At 64.2% G+C, this 16066-nt stretch carries 14 protein-coding genes; 9 read left to right on the forward strand and 5 right to left on the reverse strand.

Annotation, left to right across the window (positions count from 1 at the left end; all coding sequences use genetic code 11):
* Nucleotides 1-305 precede the first annotated feature (305 nt).
* From JQT59_RS01945 to JQT59_RS01965, 5 genes are all read left to right on the forward strand, one after another.
* The gene (locus JQT59_RS01945; RefSeq protein ID WP_213571400.1) at nt 306-2294 is read left to right on the forward strand and encodes a cutinase family protein; all 1989 of its coding nucleotides are present in this window, start codon (nt 306-308) and stop codon (nt 2292-2294) included.
* Nucleotides 2295-2878: 584 nt separating this feature from the next.
* The gene (locus tag JQT59_RS01950; protein ID WP_213571401.1) at nt 2879-3679 is read left to right on the forward strand and encodes a ParA family protein; all 801 of its coding nucleotides are present in this window, start codon (nt 2879-2881) and stop codon (nt 3677-3679) included.
* The gene (locus JQT59_RS01955) at nt 3676-4047 is read left to right on the forward strand and encodes a hypothetical protein (protein ID WP_213571402.1); all 372 of its coding nucleotides are present in this window, start codon (nt 3676-3678) and stop codon (nt 4045-4047) included. Before JQT59_RS01950 ends, JQT59_RS01955 begins: the two co-directional genes overlap by 4 nt.
* 155 nt (nt 4048-4202) lie before the next feature.
* On the forward strand, nt 4203-5501 hold the full coding sequence (locus tag JQT59_RS01960; protein WP_213571403.1) for a DUF2637 domain-containing protein: 1299 nt from the start codon (nt 4203-4205) through the stop codon (nt 5499-5501).
* Between the two features lie 956 nt (nt 5502-6457).
* Nucleotides 6458-6718: a hypothetical protein gene (locus tag JQT59_RS01965; protein ID WP_213571404.1), complete on the forward strand. Its 261-nt coding sequence runs from the start codon at nt 6458-6460 to the stop codon at nt 6716-6718.
* Nucleotides 6719-6875: 157 nt separating this feature from the next.
* Here JQT59_RS01965 and JQT59_RS01970 read toward each other — a convergent pair whose 3' ends face one another.
* Together JQT59_RS01970 and JQT59_RS01975 are read right to left on the reverse strand one after the other, a co-directional pair.
* Nucleotides 6876-7136: a hypothetical protein gene (locus JQT59_RS01970; protein WP_213571405.1), complete on the reverse strand. Its 261-nt coding sequence runs from the start codon at nt 7134-7136 to the stop codon at nt 6876-6878.
* 36 nt (nt 7137-7172) lie between these two features.
* Nucleotides 7173-8825 carry a cytidine/deoxycytidylate deaminase family protein gene (locus JQT59_RS01975; protein ID WP_213571406.1) on the reverse strand — a complete coding sequence of 551 codons (1653 nt, stop codon included), beginning with the start codon at nt 8823-8825 and terminating at the stop codon, nt 7173-7175.
* A 169-nt stretch (nt 8826-8994) separates the two neighbouring features.
* Here JQT59_RS01975 and JQT59_RS01980 point away from each other — a divergent pair, with 169 nt between their 5' ends.
* A complete protein-coding gene (locus JQT59_RS01980; RefSeq protein ID WP_213571407.1) occupies nt 8995-9339 on the forward strand; it encodes a hypothetical protein in 345 nt (114 codons plus the stop codon).
* Nucleotides 9340-9977: 638 nt separating this feature from the next.
* Here JQT59_RS01980 and ligD read toward each other — a convergent pair.
* Nucleotides 9978-10982, reverse strand: a complete 1005-nt coding sequence (ligD, locus tag JQT59_RS01985) for a non-homologous end-joining DNA ligase (protein ID WP_249353617.1) — start codon at nt 10980-10982, stop codon at nt 9978-9980.
* Nucleotides 10983-11115: 133 nt separating this feature from the next.
* On the opposite strand from ligD, the gene JQT59_RS01990 reads away from it, so the two are divergent.
* Nucleotides 11116-11457, forward strand: a complete 342-nt coding sequence (locus tag JQT59_RS01990; RefSeq protein ID WP_213571408.1) for a histone-like nucleoid-structuring protein Lsr2 — start codon at nt 11116-11118, stop codon at nt 11455-11457.
* Between the two features lie 405 nt (nt 11458-11862).
* Here JQT59_RS01990 and mihF read toward each other — a convergent pair whose 3' ends face one another.
* Nucleotides 11863-12174, reverse strand: a complete 312-nt coding sequence (gene mihF / locus JQT59_RS01995) for an integration host factor, actinobacterial type (RefSeq protein ID WP_213571409.1) — start codon at nt 12172-12174, stop codon at nt 11863-11865.
* Nucleotides 12175-12696: 522 nt separating this feature from the next.
* Here mihF and JQT59_RS02000 point away from each other — a divergent pair.
* A complete protein-coding gene (locus tag JQT59_RS02000; protein ID WP_213571410.1) occupies nt 12697-13527 on the forward strand; it encodes a CopG family transcriptional regulator in 831 nt (276 codons plus the stop codon).
* A 1144-nt stretch (nt 13528-14671) separates the two neighbouring features.
* On the opposite strand, the gene JQT59_RS02005 is transcribed toward JQT59_RS02000, so the two are convergent.
* Nucleotides 14672-15616, reverse strand: a complete 945-nt coding sequence (locus JQT59_RS02005) for a phospholipase D family protein (RefSeq protein WP_213571411.1) — start codon at nt 15614-15616, stop codon at nt 14672-14674.
* A 208-nt stretch (nt 15617-15824) separates the two neighbouring features.
* Here JQT59_RS02005 and JQT59_RS02010 point away from each other — a divergent pair, with 208 nt between their 5' ends.
* Nucleotides 15825-16013, forward strand: a complete 189-nt coding sequence (locus tag JQT59_RS02010; protein WP_213571412.1) for a hypothetical protein — start codon at nt 15825-15827, stop codon at nt 16011-16013.
* The last annotated feature ends 53 nt before the right edge of the window (nt 16014-16066 follow it).

Genomic DNA, 16066 nt, shown 5'->3' on the forward strand with positions numbered 1-16066 from the left:
CACACCCGGATACACTGTGCGCTTCTGTGGGGGTCTCCGTTTCTCTCATTAGCGCTACGGTCTGCCGGATGTCACGGTCGTCCGCGACGCTTTCTGACCCCACTGCGGCGGTTGTCAAGGCAACTCATCTGTCCCACATCTCGTGGCTCGAGTACCCACCGTGCACGCCGGAGCCATACAACTGCAGCCCTGATCACAACTTTCGACACGCCCGACCGCGTGCGGGGGTCGTCGCTGGTAGAAGGACCGCTACCGGACACTGACAGCCGGAAAACCCTCGGTTGCAGCGCGATAGGAGTCCGAAGATGGCACGGTCAGCCAGAGGTGGGATCGCGGCGATCACCACCACCGCACTCTTATGCGGTACCGCGCTCATCTCAGGATCCGCGATCGCGCAAGCCGAGCCGGCCAGTTGCTCGGCGACGTTCAACCTGTTCATCCCTGGCACGTGGGAGACCAACGAGAACGCCGACCCGCAACAGCCGGTGGGGATGCTGGCCCCCGTCGCCGAGGCGATCAAGGCGAAGAACGGTGCCCGCGCGCAGGTATACACCGTGCCGTACATGGCGCGCGCGTTCGACAACGGGCACACCTACGCCGACAGCAAAGCCGACGCAGTCAGCAGGGCCACCGCCGTGCTGAAGAACTACGCCGACAGATGCCCGGAAGCGAAGATCACCATCACCGGATACTCCCAAGGTTCCGATGCAGCCGGCGATCTCGCGTCGGCAATCGGAAACGATCAAGGACCGATCGACGCGGACCGGGTCCTCGGTGTGGCACTGCTCGCCGATCCCGGTGCCGGCACGAAGGGCGCCGCGACGGTCGGACCGAAAACCTCCGGGGAGGGGATCGCCGGTCCCAGGGAACAGGGCATGGGCAAGCTGTCGGGGCGGGTCGCCTCGATCTGTGATCCGAAAGACCTGTACTGCTCGATCCACAAGGGTGCCAACCCGTTCCTCGGATCGCTCGGATCGATCCTGTCGAAAACCCCGGGTACCACTGGTGCCGGCGCGGGAGGTGGTAACGCGGCAGTCGCCACCGCACTGACCTCCGATTTCACCCACGCCGACCTGCCCGGTCTCGGATCGAATCTGGACGCGCTCGGAAAGCAACTCTCCGGCATCGACACCGGCGGCTCGGTCGATGTCGCGGAGGTCGCGAACACTGCGACCACGCTGGCCAAGACCCTTCGCCCGCTGGCCGAGCTGCTCCAGTCCGGAGCTGCAAACAGTGCCGCCACCAAGGGTCTTGCCGCAGCCCCGGCCGGCACACCGGAAAACGCGGCCGCGCAGGTCCTCACCACGGCCAGCCACGCGGACCTGACCGGTGCACTGGACTCGGTGGCCACCATCGCGAACACCGCGGCCAACCTCTCGAATCGTGGCACCACCACGCTTCCCCCCACCGACCCTCAAATCTCCCAGCTCTCCACCACCGCCGCGTCACTCGGTAGCCAGATAGCCCCTGTGGCAACCACACCCGCAGATGCCCTGTCGACCGCGTCGAGCGTGTTATCGGTCCTCAAACCGACAGTCGTCGTCGACCAAGCCCTGGGCGTCGTCACCGGCATCACTGCCCTCGACATCCCGACAATCCTGCACAACCTGATCGTGCTCCCGCAGAAGATCGCCGCCGGCGATGTCCGCGGCGCCCGGGACGCCGCCCGGGAACTGAACGTGCAGTTCGAACCCCTGGTGAAGATGGCCGCCGGTGTCGACCTGAAGTGGATCTCCCAGATCCTCTCGATCATCCCGGACCCGTCCGGCTACACCCAGATCGCAGCACTGGTCACCAGCATCCTCGGCAACGTCGACGTGATCAAGCTGGCCAACATCGCCGGTCAGGCCCAGGAAATCGCGTGGGCCGCCGCGGACAAACTCTTCCCCCCGCCCGGAGTGCTACCCGACCCGGTTGGTGCCGCGGCGCAGACCGCGGCGTTGATCCCCCTCGGACTCGAACTCGCCTCGGTGGCCGCGAACATGCTCACCGGCACAGCCACCAAGACCGACCCCGCACTACTTGGCAAGCACGCCAACCCGGTGGGAAACGCGATCACCACGCAAGCGCAAAACCTCGACCTGCAAGGACTCGCCGGATCGGTATCGACGATGGCGCAATCGCAGGGAGCCGAGGATCTCGCCGCGGTCGTCGGGGAGGGCCTGAACGCGGCCAGCTTCTTCGCCTCCGGAGCCCACCAGAGCTACCACACCCTGGTCGTCGACAACGCCGGCCGCAATGCCATCGAGTGGGTCTCCGATTGGCTGAACCTGCAGATCACCCGCGCCGCCTGACCATCCCCGGCAGCGTCCCCAGTCGAATAGGAGCACCAAGAAGTGGCCCCTCGAGCACATCGCCCTACCGCGCGCTGGGCGACCTGCCAACACTGCAACAAACGCACCTATTTCAGCCGAAAGGATGCACGCGCCGCCCGCACACAACACGACAAGCGGCGCGGCCTGTCGATTTACACCTGCCCCCACCAGGAAGACGGCCGCGACGGCTTCCACGTCGGGCACCGACCTAAGGGCCTTACTCGGGGTTGCATCGGCCGCGACGCACTTGTCGAGAGCCAACGAGTTTCGCTCCATCAACGACATCTCGACAGCGGGGGTGCATGGTGACGTTGATGAATGCGACCGGTACACCGACGACACCCATCACATTCGAACCAGGTGACAGAACCCGTCCCGCGAGGATATCCCTGCCGCAACACGGTCGAGTCCTGGCGTGACACGTGAGCGGAAAAACGGACTACATGGGGGTGTACGCGGGACAAGGACGGCGGATATCGGAAGACCCATGGCGGTGGCCACGAACCCGTTGGGCTGATCGGCCGCGGAGGGGATGGCGCCTGCCCGGCGGCCGGCCACCTGCGGTGTTCCCCAAGAGGAGTCATGAACGCAAATGCGCGATCTGCAATCAGAAAGGGGGAGTGGGCAAGACCGCCACAACCCTCGGTCTCGCGAGCGCAATAAGCAACGCCGGCGGACACGTCCTCATTGTCGACGTCGACCCCCAGGGTAACGCCACCAACGGCGTGGGCGTCACCATCACCGACGAGATGCTGACAACCTACGACCTGATGAGCCGAACCGAGTCGGGCACGGCGATCGACGCCGTCATCGCCACCCCATGGGACGGCGTCGATCTGATCCCGGCCGACCAGACGCTCGCGAACATCGAGTCGGATGGGGCCAACGACCTCATCTTCCGCCTCGACATCGCGTTCGAGGGCCTCGACCTCTCCGCCTATGACGCAGTCCTCTTCGACTGCCCACCGTCGCTCGGCAAACTCCTCTTCGCCGTTTTCTGCGCAGTGGACGGGGTCATTGCAGTGACCGAGCCCACCATCGACAGCGTTCAAGGCGTCACCAAACTCTTCGAAACCGTCGAGAACGTCCAGCGACGCCCCAACCCGAACCTGGCTGTCGACAAGATCGTCCTCAGCCGACAGCGGGGGACAGGCGAGCACCGATTCCGGGAGAGCGAACTGCGCGAGGTCTACGGCGACCTCGTCGCGCGCACAACCATCCCGGAATACGCCACTCGGCAGGACGCACACAGCGCGCGCACTCCGATCCACAAGTTCACCGGCGGGAAATCGCTGTCATTGCAGCTCGCCTACACCGACCTACTCAGCGAACTACCCATCAAGACCGCAGGAGCGACCGTATGAGCGTCCAACGTGAACCCGCTATCCGCAGGCCCGCGCACCCTGCCGCAGATCTTCCTGAGCGCCCCCGGGTCGTCAAAGACCCCACCCCGGCCGCCGTCGACGAGAAGCCGACGCAACTTCCGACCGAATCGACCATCAGATCTGTCGCCGACGCGCCCGTCACGCCAGTCTTGTCTCCTGCACCCGAGGCGGCATCGGCTGTCGAGAAACTCAGCGAACAACACAACGTACGGGTGCGGCCCTCGACCAAGGCTCGCCTGACGCGCGGTGTGGACAAGCTGCGCTACGAGACCGGGGACCGGAGCATCACCATCTCGTCAGTCACCGACGCCGCGCTCATCGAGTACCTGAACAACAACGGCTGCTAGCACCAATAGCAACACTAGCTATCCGTGCTAGGTGAGCGCTCGTGGTTCGAGGTATGCCCACCACGACGCACTGGCCGCACCAACACAAGGAAGCCCCCGCCGATTGCGCCGGCGGGGGCCTCGTGGACCGGGACCCCGTGAAAGGACACCCGATCATGAACGACCTTAGTATCCGAGCAGCACGAATCCAGCTCCGCGCCCTGATTGCCGCCCTAATCGTTGCCATCGCCATTGCGGTCGGCATCACCACCGGAGCGTTCGTACTCTCGTTCGCCGTGCAACGCGACCTCGCAATGCAGGCCGGAATCCCGCACTACCTCACCTGGATCTTCCCCGCCATCGTCGACGGCGCAATCCTCGGCGCAACGATCGCCATCGTTGCGCTAAGCAAAATCAACGGCAGCGCCACAGGCAAGCACTTCTTCCTCTGGCTCGCAGTCGTCGTCGTCTTCATCAGCGTCTTCGGCAACGCCTACCACGCCTACCGCGCCGGGGAAGCCGCCGCACGAAGCGTTGCAGCCGGCATCGACCTGGGATACACCCCACTGACCCCAACCGGCGCCTCACTCATTGCAGTCATACCGCCACTTCTGGTCCTGGCCTTCACCCACGGCGTCGGAATCCTCATCAAAGCCATTGGCACCGCCCATACCGAGTACACCGCGGTGATCCGAAAACAGCGAGACGACGAGGACATCACGCCCGACGACACGACGGCGGTGCTCGAGGCGATGCAGGCACCCACACGCAACGGCCGCCATATTGCGGCCTTCGTTGCCCCGAGCATTGCGCAGGCCCCCGACGTTGCGCGGCATCCCGACGTTGCGCCGGACCCGAGCATTGCGCAGGCCCCCGACGTTGCGGCGGACCCGAACGTTGCGCCGCGCATTGCTCAGGCCGTTGCGCAGTTCGCCGACGTTGCAAGGACAGACGACTCCTCGGCACTCGACGACAGCCGTAAGGCAGCTACCGGACATGATGGTTTCACCGGCGTTGCGGATGCCACGCAACCAACCGAGGCGAACCCCGATGACCTCACCGACGTTGCGACCCTCACCGAGGAGCACATTGCGCCCAGCGCACTGAGCAAGCGCAATGACGATGCACTCAAGGTCGGCAATGCGCCGGAGGACTCGCAAGAGCCATTCGTGTTGCCGGACGAGGCCCAGACCATCGAGAACCTCCTCGACTTCATCGACACCTGCGCCGACTTCGAGCCCGTAGTGAAAGAGACGGCCCGACTGCGAATCCTCGAACAACACAGCTACGCGGAAATCGCCACACTCACGCGGGCCAAGGCCGCAAGCACCGCAATGCGCCGATTCGACAAGGTTGCGCAACGAGCGGTCGACGCCGGGTTCCGAACCCCCCCGTTGCCGGAGCTCGAGGAGATGGCGGACGGCCGCAATGCGGCAACGCTCGATCCGCAGTACACATTGGTCGGGGCACCCTGAGCACCCGCCCCCGGAAAGGCGGCGAAAGCCAGTTCGTACTCCCCGGCTCAAACGGGGAGACGACCCGACCAGCAGAACGAGGCGGGCAGAACGAGGTGGGCCGCACCCACCAAATTCCGAACGCCGCAACACCCAGCGACTCTGACCGCGACACAGCCCGACGTTGCAGACCAACCAGACGAGGTCGGCAGCGCAACGCCCGGTTGCGGCAACGCAACGCCGACAGTACGAGGTTGGCAACGCGGGCGCCCGATTCGGATGCAACAGACAATCGGCGTGTGGACCGCAATGCAGATGCAACACCATCACAACGCCGGCGATGACCTGCGCATTGCGTGTGGGCGGGCGCCGCGTTGCATGCTGGACGCCGATGACTCATACAGTTCACTCAAGAAGGGTGGATGAGGGAGCGGTTGTGGAGTGGTTCGTGTCGTTTTGGGATCTGGAGATTCCGCGGACATCGGTGGTGCAGCGGAAGCGTCCGATCGCGATGACGCCATGGCTCAGGTTATCGCCGCTGGGCGCGACCTGGCGTGCCGTGACGACGGATCGGTGGTCAATAAGTCTGCCCACATCCGCATCGGATCCGAGCTGGCGGTGGTGGCCGGGTCGACAGTCCACGCCTGGACGACGAAACCCTGCGCTGCCGTATCGACGCTTCCATCATGGCGAAGAAGCAACAACACGCGGCAATGGAACCTACAGAAAGCGGACCCGGTAGTAACCGCTCCGTTTCACTCATGGTTTGTGCGGGGTGACTGCTGAAAGAAACATCTACACAGCGTCGCCAGCGATACCCCTGTTCAACATACTTTTTGCTCTGCAGAGCGCGGTTTCGGAGTGCCCCAGGTTGGTTGGTGCAGGTGGGGACGGAGACGGGCGGAGGAGACGGTTCGGACGGCGTCCGGGACGGCGGGCCCGGTAACAACTCGGCTGGCAATCACGAAGTTGATCTTGTGCGGAGACTGATACTGATCGGAACGGCCCTCGGCCTCGGGGCAGGCCTGGTGTGTACTGGCCTGTTCGCCTGGTGGTTGTCGTACCCGGTGCGGTTCACCGTGGGTTATGTCGGTGAAGGGTCCAGCGGTGGGCGCATGGAATCGGCGGATCCCCTCCCGTTCCTGATGGCCGGCCTGGTTGTCAGCGCGATCCTCGGTGCCGCCGCAGGTTACGCGGCCGCACACCGCGGTTGGCGGCTGATACGACACGATGACTGATGCCCATTGTTCGAGGAGGTCTCGGTCTCGGTGCTGGGGTATCGCTACCGCCCTTGGGGCTGACAGCTACACCGGGCGGGCGTCGGGCTGAGCGTGAACTCTACCTACACCCGGCTCAGAGACGAACGAGCGGCAGATGCGGACCGACAACCTGAGGTCAGTGATCTGACAATGTGCCCAGCAATGGTAGTTGCGTCTGCAGATCGACGTTTTTGTCCTTTGCCTCGGTTGCAACGACCCGGAGAGCGGGTGTGGCGTGTTGGGTGACCGTCACCTGTTGCTCTTGCGCTACCCAGGCGGCAGCCGTTTCCCGTAGAGAACGGCCCGCCGGTGAGAGTAGGGCCGGTGAGGTGTTCATCAGGCGATGTGCCGAGACCGAGATCTGCGCGGTCAGCCATTGCCCTCGCTCTTCGCTCATTCGATACGCACCTTTCTGTTCGCCATCAGACTAGCTTCACTGACCGACAGTTCCAGTTCTGGATGAGGGGTCCTCAGCGGTGTCGCTGCTGGTAGGTTCACTCGCTTGTTGAGGCCGTTGTATCGGCTGACCTGTGATGTTTGCGATCGCAGTCACAACCTGGTCTTCTTTGTTTCTGACGCCGACTCCGTTCCATCCGCGTCCAATCGGGCACGCCTCGAGCTTGTTCTGCTCTGCAACCTGTCGCCCCTCTTTTCGTTTACCTGCTGCGAAAACCTCATCGTATCGACCGGGTCCGAAGCCGATGAAGGGCCGAAACGGTATCCGTTCCATCTCTTTCGGGTCTGAGTCTTTCGCCATCGGTGGCAACGCATCGATGAGGTCCCGATACAGTTCACCTGCCATACTCTTTGGGTATGGCTCGATGTACTGGACTTGTTTGATTCCCGCCCCAACAATGAATTTTGTGCATTCGTGGCATGGAAAAGTCGTTGTGTACAAGGAAGAACCAGCTAAAGCGACGCCCGTTCGTGCTGCACTAACGATGGCGGCCTGCTCGGCATGCAGGCAGCGTGTGAACTCGATAAGCGACTTGGCGCGTGTGTTATCTAATACTGCGGGCTGGTCGTCCCTCTTTTTTCTTGCCTCCTCTAAAACTTTCGCACCACCGAGCTTATTTCGATCACTGGAGAAGAATTCCGCTTTTGCGAGGCGTTCGAAAACCTCCACAAGGAGCCGATCGACATAGGTAGGGTTAGGGTCGTACCCAGTTCTAAAGTCACGGAAATCTGGAGAATCACCTTCACGGAATTGCCCACCACCAGGCTTCGGAACTTCATTGGTTCCCAGAAGGTATGGGTCACCGGACACAGGAACAATGGCCGCGCCGACCTGTCGTCCAAGCGCCGCCGAGCGTAGAGCGGCCGCCTGGGCGTACCTCATCGCCTCTTCATCTGCTGCAGGCGTCACGAACGGAGCGTCAAAGACTCCATCCAGGAAGCGCTCGATGTGCCGAGTCCACATCGCGCCTCTCTTCACCGGTAAGAAGAAGTCGGCCGCGGAGAATACGTCCCGGACCTGCTGACCATGCTCGGCTACTGGGTCAGCTTCGTCTCGGCGCATCAGCTCAAAAAGTTCTGAATCAGATTCACTACTGAACTGACCACGTTGTGCTGCGCGGGCCTCTCCTAAATTATGTTCCCGTTCCTCGATATCTTGAACAATCGAGACCAGCCAGAATCCCGGCCCATAGACATTGCGTAGCAACTGCGCTTCCCGGGGGTGCTTGAGGCTGTCGAATACGTACGCAACTGGCTTTTGTGGCTCACCTGCCGACGCCGCGCCGCGCATCTCGGCAACGCGCGCCACAGCAAGCGCTGCCACGGCACTCTCGTCACCAGCGGATTTCCTCAACGCGTCGCCGGCGTCCATGTGCGCCTTGTAATAGTTAGGGTCGTCGCGACCCGGGAGCGACTCTGCGTCCCCTTTGCCAGGCAGATCGTCTAACAAGCCAGCAAGATGGACGTGCTTCATGTCGTAGTCGTAAGGGAGAAGATGAAGACGAAGCTGCTTGATCACCTCTTCACGACTGGATCCGATCGGTGCGACGATACCGAAAAAGAGGTCGTGACGTTCAGGTTCACCATCGGTCAGCGCCTGCAGCGGGACATCAGAGGAGCCGTCGCCCATGTTCTAGTACTCCTTCATCCGCAACTGCCACGAACTGCGGCACTGCATCGAGTCTAAAGCTTTTCATCCGAGGGCCAGGCGGAGTCTTGTGGGTGCCAAGCCAAAATCTTACGCAGCTGGGGAAAGCCCGAGAGCCTGAACAAGGCACCGACAACGCACGAGGGGAACTTTGACCGAGTTTTACACCGCGACCGAACTCGAACAGATCGGTTACGTTCGGCACCGACTGACCGAGCTTTTCGGAGAACCCGACACAACAGGCAGCGAGGAACGCTGGCCGAGCGAGACCGTGCACGCCGTTGAACACGATGTTCTCGCACCGGCGGCGAGGATGGTCTTCACTGCGTTCGAGCGCGACTTGGATACCCGCGCGGGGATGATCGCGGCCGATCTCCGGTTCGGGTGGCCCCAGATGGAGCAAATGCTCGCCCGCGCGACCTTGCGGGAAGCCCAGACACGAAGTGGACGGACTGTGTCTAGCGTGGCCGGTGATGAGGGAACGGCCGCCCCGTGATCAGCGAGTTCCGCGGCGCCGTCCTTGATGCGCTGCTGTTCGGGTCGTCCCTGGCCGACCGGTGGCGCACAGCTCGAGCACGGCGGGCGCGGATGGCCGAGATCGCCGCCACGCTAGATCGCTTCCAGTGGTTGGTCGTCGAGGACCTGGCCGAGGCACGCCGGGCGTTCCAGCACCGAGACCGCCAGCGGGAATTCGGAGGTCACGGCGTTCCGTGCGGCCCACGAGCGCGCCAGGATGGTCGGTATCCCCGACGAGCGGGCGGTGTACCGCTTGGCCGATCGGATGGCCCGGGCGCGTGACAGACAGGCCTGATGCGGGGGCCAGCGAAGATGTGGGCGCTAGGAATCGGCCGGGACGAGATATTTCACCTCGACGCTGAACGGTAGGTGCCTGGGCTTTGCACCACGGCCTCGATGAGTGCTCAGCCGTCCTCGATACTGAGGACCTTGAACCGCGAGACCCCTTGAGGGTGAAGCCGTACCGTGTCGCCGATCGTCACAGCAGCGGGAGTTGCCGGATTCTCAGTCATACGCCATGCCTTACTCTCTCCCCGGCGACCACATGATCCACTAGCTCGGAGAGCCTCATTCTCCCAGACCCACCAGTGGCGACTACTCGAGCTGATGGCCTGCCCGTCAGCGCTGCTCGGGCAGGGTGGCGTCCTCCGGTGGGATATCCGATCGCTGCCCTTTGTACGACGAATGCCTCAGACCACCACCCTCGCTGAACTCGCGGAACTCGACGTCGACGACCACCCGAGGCTCGACCCAGTGCACACCACGAGGGGCGTCAGTATGTGCTGACGTGGAGGGAATGGGACTGGTCGGGCGCTCGAGTTCCCCGAGTTGGTCGCGCAGCTGCCGGCGCATCGAAGCAGTAAATCCGGTCCCGACCTGACCGATGTACCTCAAGACCCCCTCGTCGTCATAGGCGCCCAGGACGAGAGAGCCCACCACGTTCCGCTGCGCCCCACCGCCAGCGACCCACGCGATGACGACGGCGGACATTCGCTGTCGAATGAGTGTCTTCACCCACGACCGAGTTCGCCTGCCCGGCAGATAGATCGATGAGACCTTCTTGAAAACCACACCCTCCATCCCGGTCTCGCGGGCCACACCGAGCATGGTCTCCCCGCTCAGCCCGAGCCAATGCGGAGGTGCCTGCACCGGCAGACCCACACCGTGGGCCGGGACGAGCTCGGCGAGCGCCGCCCGCCGATCGAGATACGGCGCCGACATCAAATCCTTCCCATTCAGAACAAGCAGGTCGAACACGAAAAAGTTGACGATGACCAGGCGGCGCAACACCGCCGACGGGCGCACCATGTTCATGCGGCGTTGCAGACGGCCGAACGAGGGCCGCCCATCGGGTCCCAACGCCACAACCTCCCCATCCAGCACGACCCGGCGGCGGCCGCCGACAGCGTCGGCCAAGGCCTCGACCAGTTCCGGATACGACGATGTCACCACGTTCAGATTCCGGGCCCACAGAACCGGAACACGGTGGCCACCGGTCGATGCCAGCAATCGGCAGCCGTCGTACTTAATCTCCGCCGCCCACGACCCACTCGATTCACCCTCTGGCGGAGCGCCCAGGGTCGCCAACATCGGAGCAATCAGCCCCCGGTCGGGATCACTCATCCGCTGATTGTCCGCCCCGACGAGCCGTTATCCGTGGTGATTGACTTCCTGCGCGACAATGAAGCCGGTGGCATTCCGTCGCCTGGGCAGTAGAGTCTGCGTGGCTGTAACCGGAAGCAGAAGGAGTGCACACGTGGCGCGGAAAATGGTCGTGGAGCTGGTCGACGACCTCGACGGCAGTGTCATCGAGGCCGGTGAGGGCGAGCACATCACGTTCTCGGTGAACGGTGTTGACTACGAGATCGACCTCAAGACGAAGAACGCCCGCGAATTCCTCAAGACGATGGACTTTTACATCGAACATGCCACCAAAATCGGGAGCCACAAGCGCCGCCCGACCGCAAAGGCCGGCTCGGCCCGGTCCCGGTCGCGGGCACGAGAGGTGCGGGAGTGGGCGGCCGCGAACGGCTACGCAGTGTCCGCACGCGGCCGGATCCCCGCCGAGATCCAGGAAGCGTTCGACGCAGCGCACTGATCGTTCCAGCACGGTGCGGCTGCGCCGGCTCCGTGCTGAACCGGGCGCGGCCTGAACACGACCGATACTCTGGACTACCGGGCACGCCTGATCCACGCTTACCCCAGTCGATTGTGCTCGACGCGTCGTGTCGACGTGAGGGTTCAGCCAGTGTGAATCGACGAACTTGATGCAGGGGACGCAAGATCCCACCTGACACTTCGAGTGCCTCTGACGTGGGAAGCCGCCGGCACCCGGTGATGTCAGCGGCTTTCGTTCCGACCCGGGTGACGGTGCCCGCCAGTGCGCCTCTCGGCAAGTGGTCGCTCGAAGCGACGATTCTGATGTGGTCCCCGGGGCATGGGGTCGAACACCATCGCGTCCTTCAACGGCCCCGCGGCCAGCGATATTCCGACCTTTGCCGGGTCAGGCGGTGATGTCGAGGAGTGCTTGCCGCTGATTCGCACCCAGGCCACCGATCCTGCGGGTGTCAATGATCGTCAGCTCCTCGAGGATCTGCGTTGCCCGCACCTTCCCGACGCCAGGCAGGGCCTTCACCAGGGCCGACACCTTGGTCTTCTTGACGATTTCGTCCGTCTCCGCCTTTGCGAGGACGCCCGCGACCGTGAGGTCACCGGCCTTCACCGCGGACAGCAGTTCGGTCCGTGCTTTCCGCGCTATCGCGGCCTTCTCCAGTGCTACCGCGCGCTGCTCGGGGGTCAAGACGGGCAATGCCATATACGGCTCCTCGTTGCTCTGACCGCCCAGAAAAGGCGGTGTCGGGTTTATCGTGCCAGGTAGAACGCCGACGCGGCGTGGAAGCCGAGGGCGACGCCAGCGGCGACCATCACGATAACAGTTAAGATCGAATGTGTGTTCGAACGATGGGAGTCGGTCTACGGCCCGAAGCCGTGGCGGGTCGTTGACCCACCTCAGCGGGTCATGGTCGACGTCTCGGCCGCGATCGCTTACGACGGCGGACGATCCGCTAACGACTGCCCCTTCGAGTGCGAGCCGAGGGGCTCGACCTGGATGTTCGATTCCGCGGAGTGCTCCGGGCTGGGGGGCGTACCTCCCGGGGCGAATGGCTGGCGGCATGTACGTTCGCAATTCCCACCGGTAACAAGCGGGGGAGTCTCGAAATCACCCAGTGGTGTCCTGCATCGGCGATCACCGCCGAGTGCGAGTGATGGAACGGCTGGCCGATGCCCGGGCACACTCATGCGCACCGAGATGCGAGAAGGACGAGAAGATCGAGGGATGACGGAGTCGAGGCCGGGGCGGATCCCGGTGGGCGATCCCATCGCGCTGCGCTTCGACCCGGAGACCAAACACCGACTCGACGAGCTGGCCGAGGGTATCGGCCCGCGCCGGTTCGGGGCGTTGATCCGCGTCGCCTGCCGGCGACTGGTCACCCAACCCAAAGCCGTCCGCACCCGGCTCGAGGAGGCGCGGCGCCTCTCGGCCGTGCGGCGGTCGATCCCGCTGGTCATGCTCACGCTCAAACTCGAACCGGACACCGCGCGAAAGTTCACCGCTGTGGCCGTCGAGCACGACACCACGATCAGTGCACTGATGCGGATCGCGGTGCACCGATTCCTGGAAACACCGGGCCGCTACAAACATCCGATGCTCCGCGAGACCGGGCGGACCGGACTGTCCGAGAAGGTCGAGGTGATGGTCAACCCGTCCAGCAAGCACCGGATCTGGCGTCTCGCAGGCCGACACGGCGACAAGCTGGGCACCGCGCTTCTTCGGGTTGCGCTACGCCGTCTGCTCGATGAGCCCGGTGACCTCATGGGGGACTTGGAGGCCATCGCGCCGTTGCGCGATCTTCGGTCCGAGGTCTATTCGGCGAGGGTGAATGTGCATTTCGGCGCCCCGCTCCGGGACAGGCTCGACGGGTTGGCCGCACGGGTCGGGTCCGATCGCGCGGAGTTGATGCGTCTGGCGGCGCAGCGTGTGCTCGAGGCCCCCGGAATGATCGAACACTCTGTCAATCGCGAGATCTTCCGCAGCGAGAAGAACGGAGCGCCTCTGCTGGCCCGCCACGCCCGCCGCCAGGCGCGGCGCCGCACGCCCCCTGACTGATCCGCCGGACACCCCTCCGCGCCCATCTGAACTGATCGACCGCAGCTGCTGGTCCGTGTGTGGGGGCTGGGTTGCGTAGGAACGGAAGAGCCCGCCGAGACCCGGATGATCGCGTCGATCAACGCTACTTGTGAAGCTGCGGGAGTCACCCCCCGTGGAGGTACCGTCGCGCAAGGAGCTGGACTGGCCGAACGCCGAACGGCGTAGGGACATCGAGGCTGCCATCACCGCGAAGCAACAACCCGCCCGCACGGTGCAGCAACGGATATCCGTCGAGCCTTGGTCGGGTCTCCTCGGGGGTACCTGGCGTGCTGACGGCCGCACCGCGGACCCGCACCGCCGCTCGATCCCCCGAAGGGGGGAGATCCGGATGATGGTCGAACGCGACGGTGACCGCGATCGATCGCGGTCACTAGAGTCGAGTACGGGTCTCCCCGAATGTCATCGCCCCCGCCCACTCATTCGACGGTGCCGCGGGCATATCAGTGCGCGTCTCGACGCGGGTAGGTGCAGTTGCGGAATGGTTGGCGAACCTATTTTCGTGTGGCTCTGCTGGCGGGGGGGAGACCAGGCGCGATTTCATCACGGTGGCGTAAGTCCCCGAGCCTGGGTCGGTTGTCTGTTTCTGCGCCGACGGCCCGATGGCCGGCCGCGGATCGCCAAACGTGCGGTGGTGGCTGCGCAGAAGGCTCAGATCGGTTGGGCTGCAACACCCGGGCCGGTGCGCGGCGGCGTTATCGATCGTGCGCCGAAATGCTCCGCGACGGTAGCCGCACAGCAGGGATAGCTAGTGTCGCTACGCTAGCTAGCATTGCGCCGAACACGGTTTCCTTAGACGTCCTCGACCAGGTCCGCCACAACCCACGTGTCACGAGGATGACTGCCCCGATAGTCGATACCCACGAGCCCACAACGGGCGCCTTGCGTTGCACAACACCCAATCCCAACCCGAGGGGCGACAGCATCAGCTACGCGCTCGACACTGTCGAGTACGGGATCGACCTCGAGAACGGAACGCTGGCGAGTTCCCCGCAGGCCTCGACGCATTCCAGCGGTTGGGGTGGGTGGGTCGGTGGTGGTGTGCGCCCGCTCCTTTCGGTGACCGCAGCTGCTCACAGGTCCCATAGCTCACAGGTCCCATAGCTCACAGGTCCCATAGTGCGAGCAGCGCCGTCCGGAGGCTGGGGGAGCGGACGTAGTGATCGGTCCGCAGCCGTGAGCCGGGGTGCCCGAGGTCGGTCAGCGTCTTCTCGGCGTCGGTGAGGGGCGCAGGTGGCAGGTCGGTGCGGGTGCGGAGGAAGAACAACACCGCTCCACCGGACCGTGGGATCCGCATCGGGTCGGAGATCACCACGGCGGGCGGGTGGATCCACTCGTCGTCGGTGGAGACGAAGATGATCAGGTCGCCGCGCCGGATGGTGCCGGGTGTGTCGAGGCGGAGCGACTCGAGCTGGTACTTCACCACCGGCCCGCCGGCGGCGTTGTGCCGGTCGCGCTGCTGGTCGAGGATCTGTTGTTCGGTGTCGGTGGGTTCGTAATCGGCGGCGTGTGTGACGAACATCCGGAGCACCGGGGTGGGGAGGAAGTCTGTGTCGGTGCGGACGCGGCCGGTGACCCCGGGCAGTGGGACGGCGCGGCCGATCTCCCATTCGAGGATGGCGTTGTCGAGGAACACCTGATCGACCTCGGTGATCTCGTCGAGGTTGTCGATGAACTTCCGTACGGAGGCGATGATGTCGGGGTGGTCGGTGATGATCACGGCGTCGTCGGCGAGGGTGGAGTTCTCGGATGCGTTTGCGGACCCGATTACCGCCCGGGTGGTGGTGGCGATCACTTTGGCGTGCAGGGTCGGTGACGACAGCACCCGCACCCCCTTGTTCAGGTAGTACGCGAGGGCGGCGGGGGAGGTGGCGTGTGCCCGGATAGCGGCCTTGGAGGCGTTGACGACCAACAGGTCCCCGGCGCGCAGCGGGAGTAGCTTGGGTGCGTCCTGGCCGAGGTAGCCGATCGCGGCGTACCGTGCGCCGCGGGTGCGGATGGCGCGGGTGATGTGCGGCCACGGGCTCGGCCCGTGGAAGGTGGTCCCCATACCGACAGACGGTAACCGGACCGTACCCCCGGGTGGGCGATGGTCCCGGGCAACGCGACAAGGAAGCTAAAGAAGTCTTCGCTCTCGGACCGTCCCTGCGGCGCAGTTCCGAGTTCCGCGGGGCCGCGGGTGACGGGCTGGCCGCGCGGAGGCTCGGGCGTCTGCGAGACTTTCGGCAACGATCCACCGCAGGTAGAGCAAAGGAGGGATGGTGCCCAGCCTCATCTTCAATGGCGTCACCTACGGCATCAGCCAGACCAGGTTCGAGGCCACCCGCGAGCTGCTCGCACGGTTTACCGAGGGACACACTCTGGGAGTGGCGATGTCCCTCACTCACGACGGCGCCCGGCACCATTTGTTCATCACGCCCGGTGTGCCGATCACGCTGGTGGAATAACGAATCCGACGGTTGTCGAGTCATGAAAGGCTTCCGGCGCAGACAGATCCGAG

Origin of the sequence: Rhodococcus sp. USK13, from assembly GCF_018343855.1 — a bacterium.
Classification (GTDB): Bacteria; Actinomycetota; Actinomycetes; order Mycobacteriales; family Mycobacteriaceae; genus Rhodococcus_F; species Rhodococcus_F oxybenzonivorans.

Bases quoted from the DNA above. Each gene is read 5' to 3' on its own strand.
- JQT59_RS01970 (WP_213571405.1), bottom strand. From the start codon at position 7,136: ATGAGCGAAGAGCGAGGGCAATGGCTGACCGCGCAGATCTCGGTCTCG.
- JQT59_RS01955 (WP_213571402.1), top strand. From the start codon at position 3,676: ATGAGCGTCCAACGTGAACCCGCTATCCGCAGGCCCGCGCACCCTGCC.
- JQT59_RS02000 (WP_213571410.1), top strand. From the start codon at position 12,697: ATGACGGAGTCGAGGCCGGGGCGGATCCCGGTGGGCGATCCCATCGCG.
- JQT59_RS01975 (WP_213571406.1), bottom strand. From the start codon at position 8,825: ATGGGCGACGGCTCCTCTGATGTCCCGCTGCAGGCGCTGACCGATGGT.
- ligD (WP_249353617.1), bottom strand. From the start codon at position 10,982: ATGAGTGATCCCGACCGGGGGCTGATTGCTCCGATGTTGGCGACCCTG.
- JQT59_RS01960 (WP_213571403.1), top strand. From the start codon at position 4,203: ATGAACGACCTTAGTATCCGAGCAGCACGAATCCAGCTCCGCGCCCTG.
- JQT59_RS01945 (WP_213571400.1), top strand. From the start codon at position 306: ATGGCACGGTCAGCCAGAGGTGGGATCGCGGCGATCACCACCACCGCA.
- JQT59_RS02010 (WP_213571412.1), top strand. From the start codon at position 15,825: ATGGTGCCCAGCCTCATCTTCAATGGCGTCACCTACGGCATCAGCCAG.
- JQT59_RS02005 (WP_213571411.1), bottom strand. From the start codon at position 15,616: ATGGGGACCACCTTCCACGGGCCGAGCCCGTGGCCGCACATCACCCGC.
- mihF (WP_213571409.1), bottom strand. From the start codon at position 12,174: ATGGCATTGCCCGTCTTGACCCCCGAGCAGCGCGCGGTAGCACTGGAG.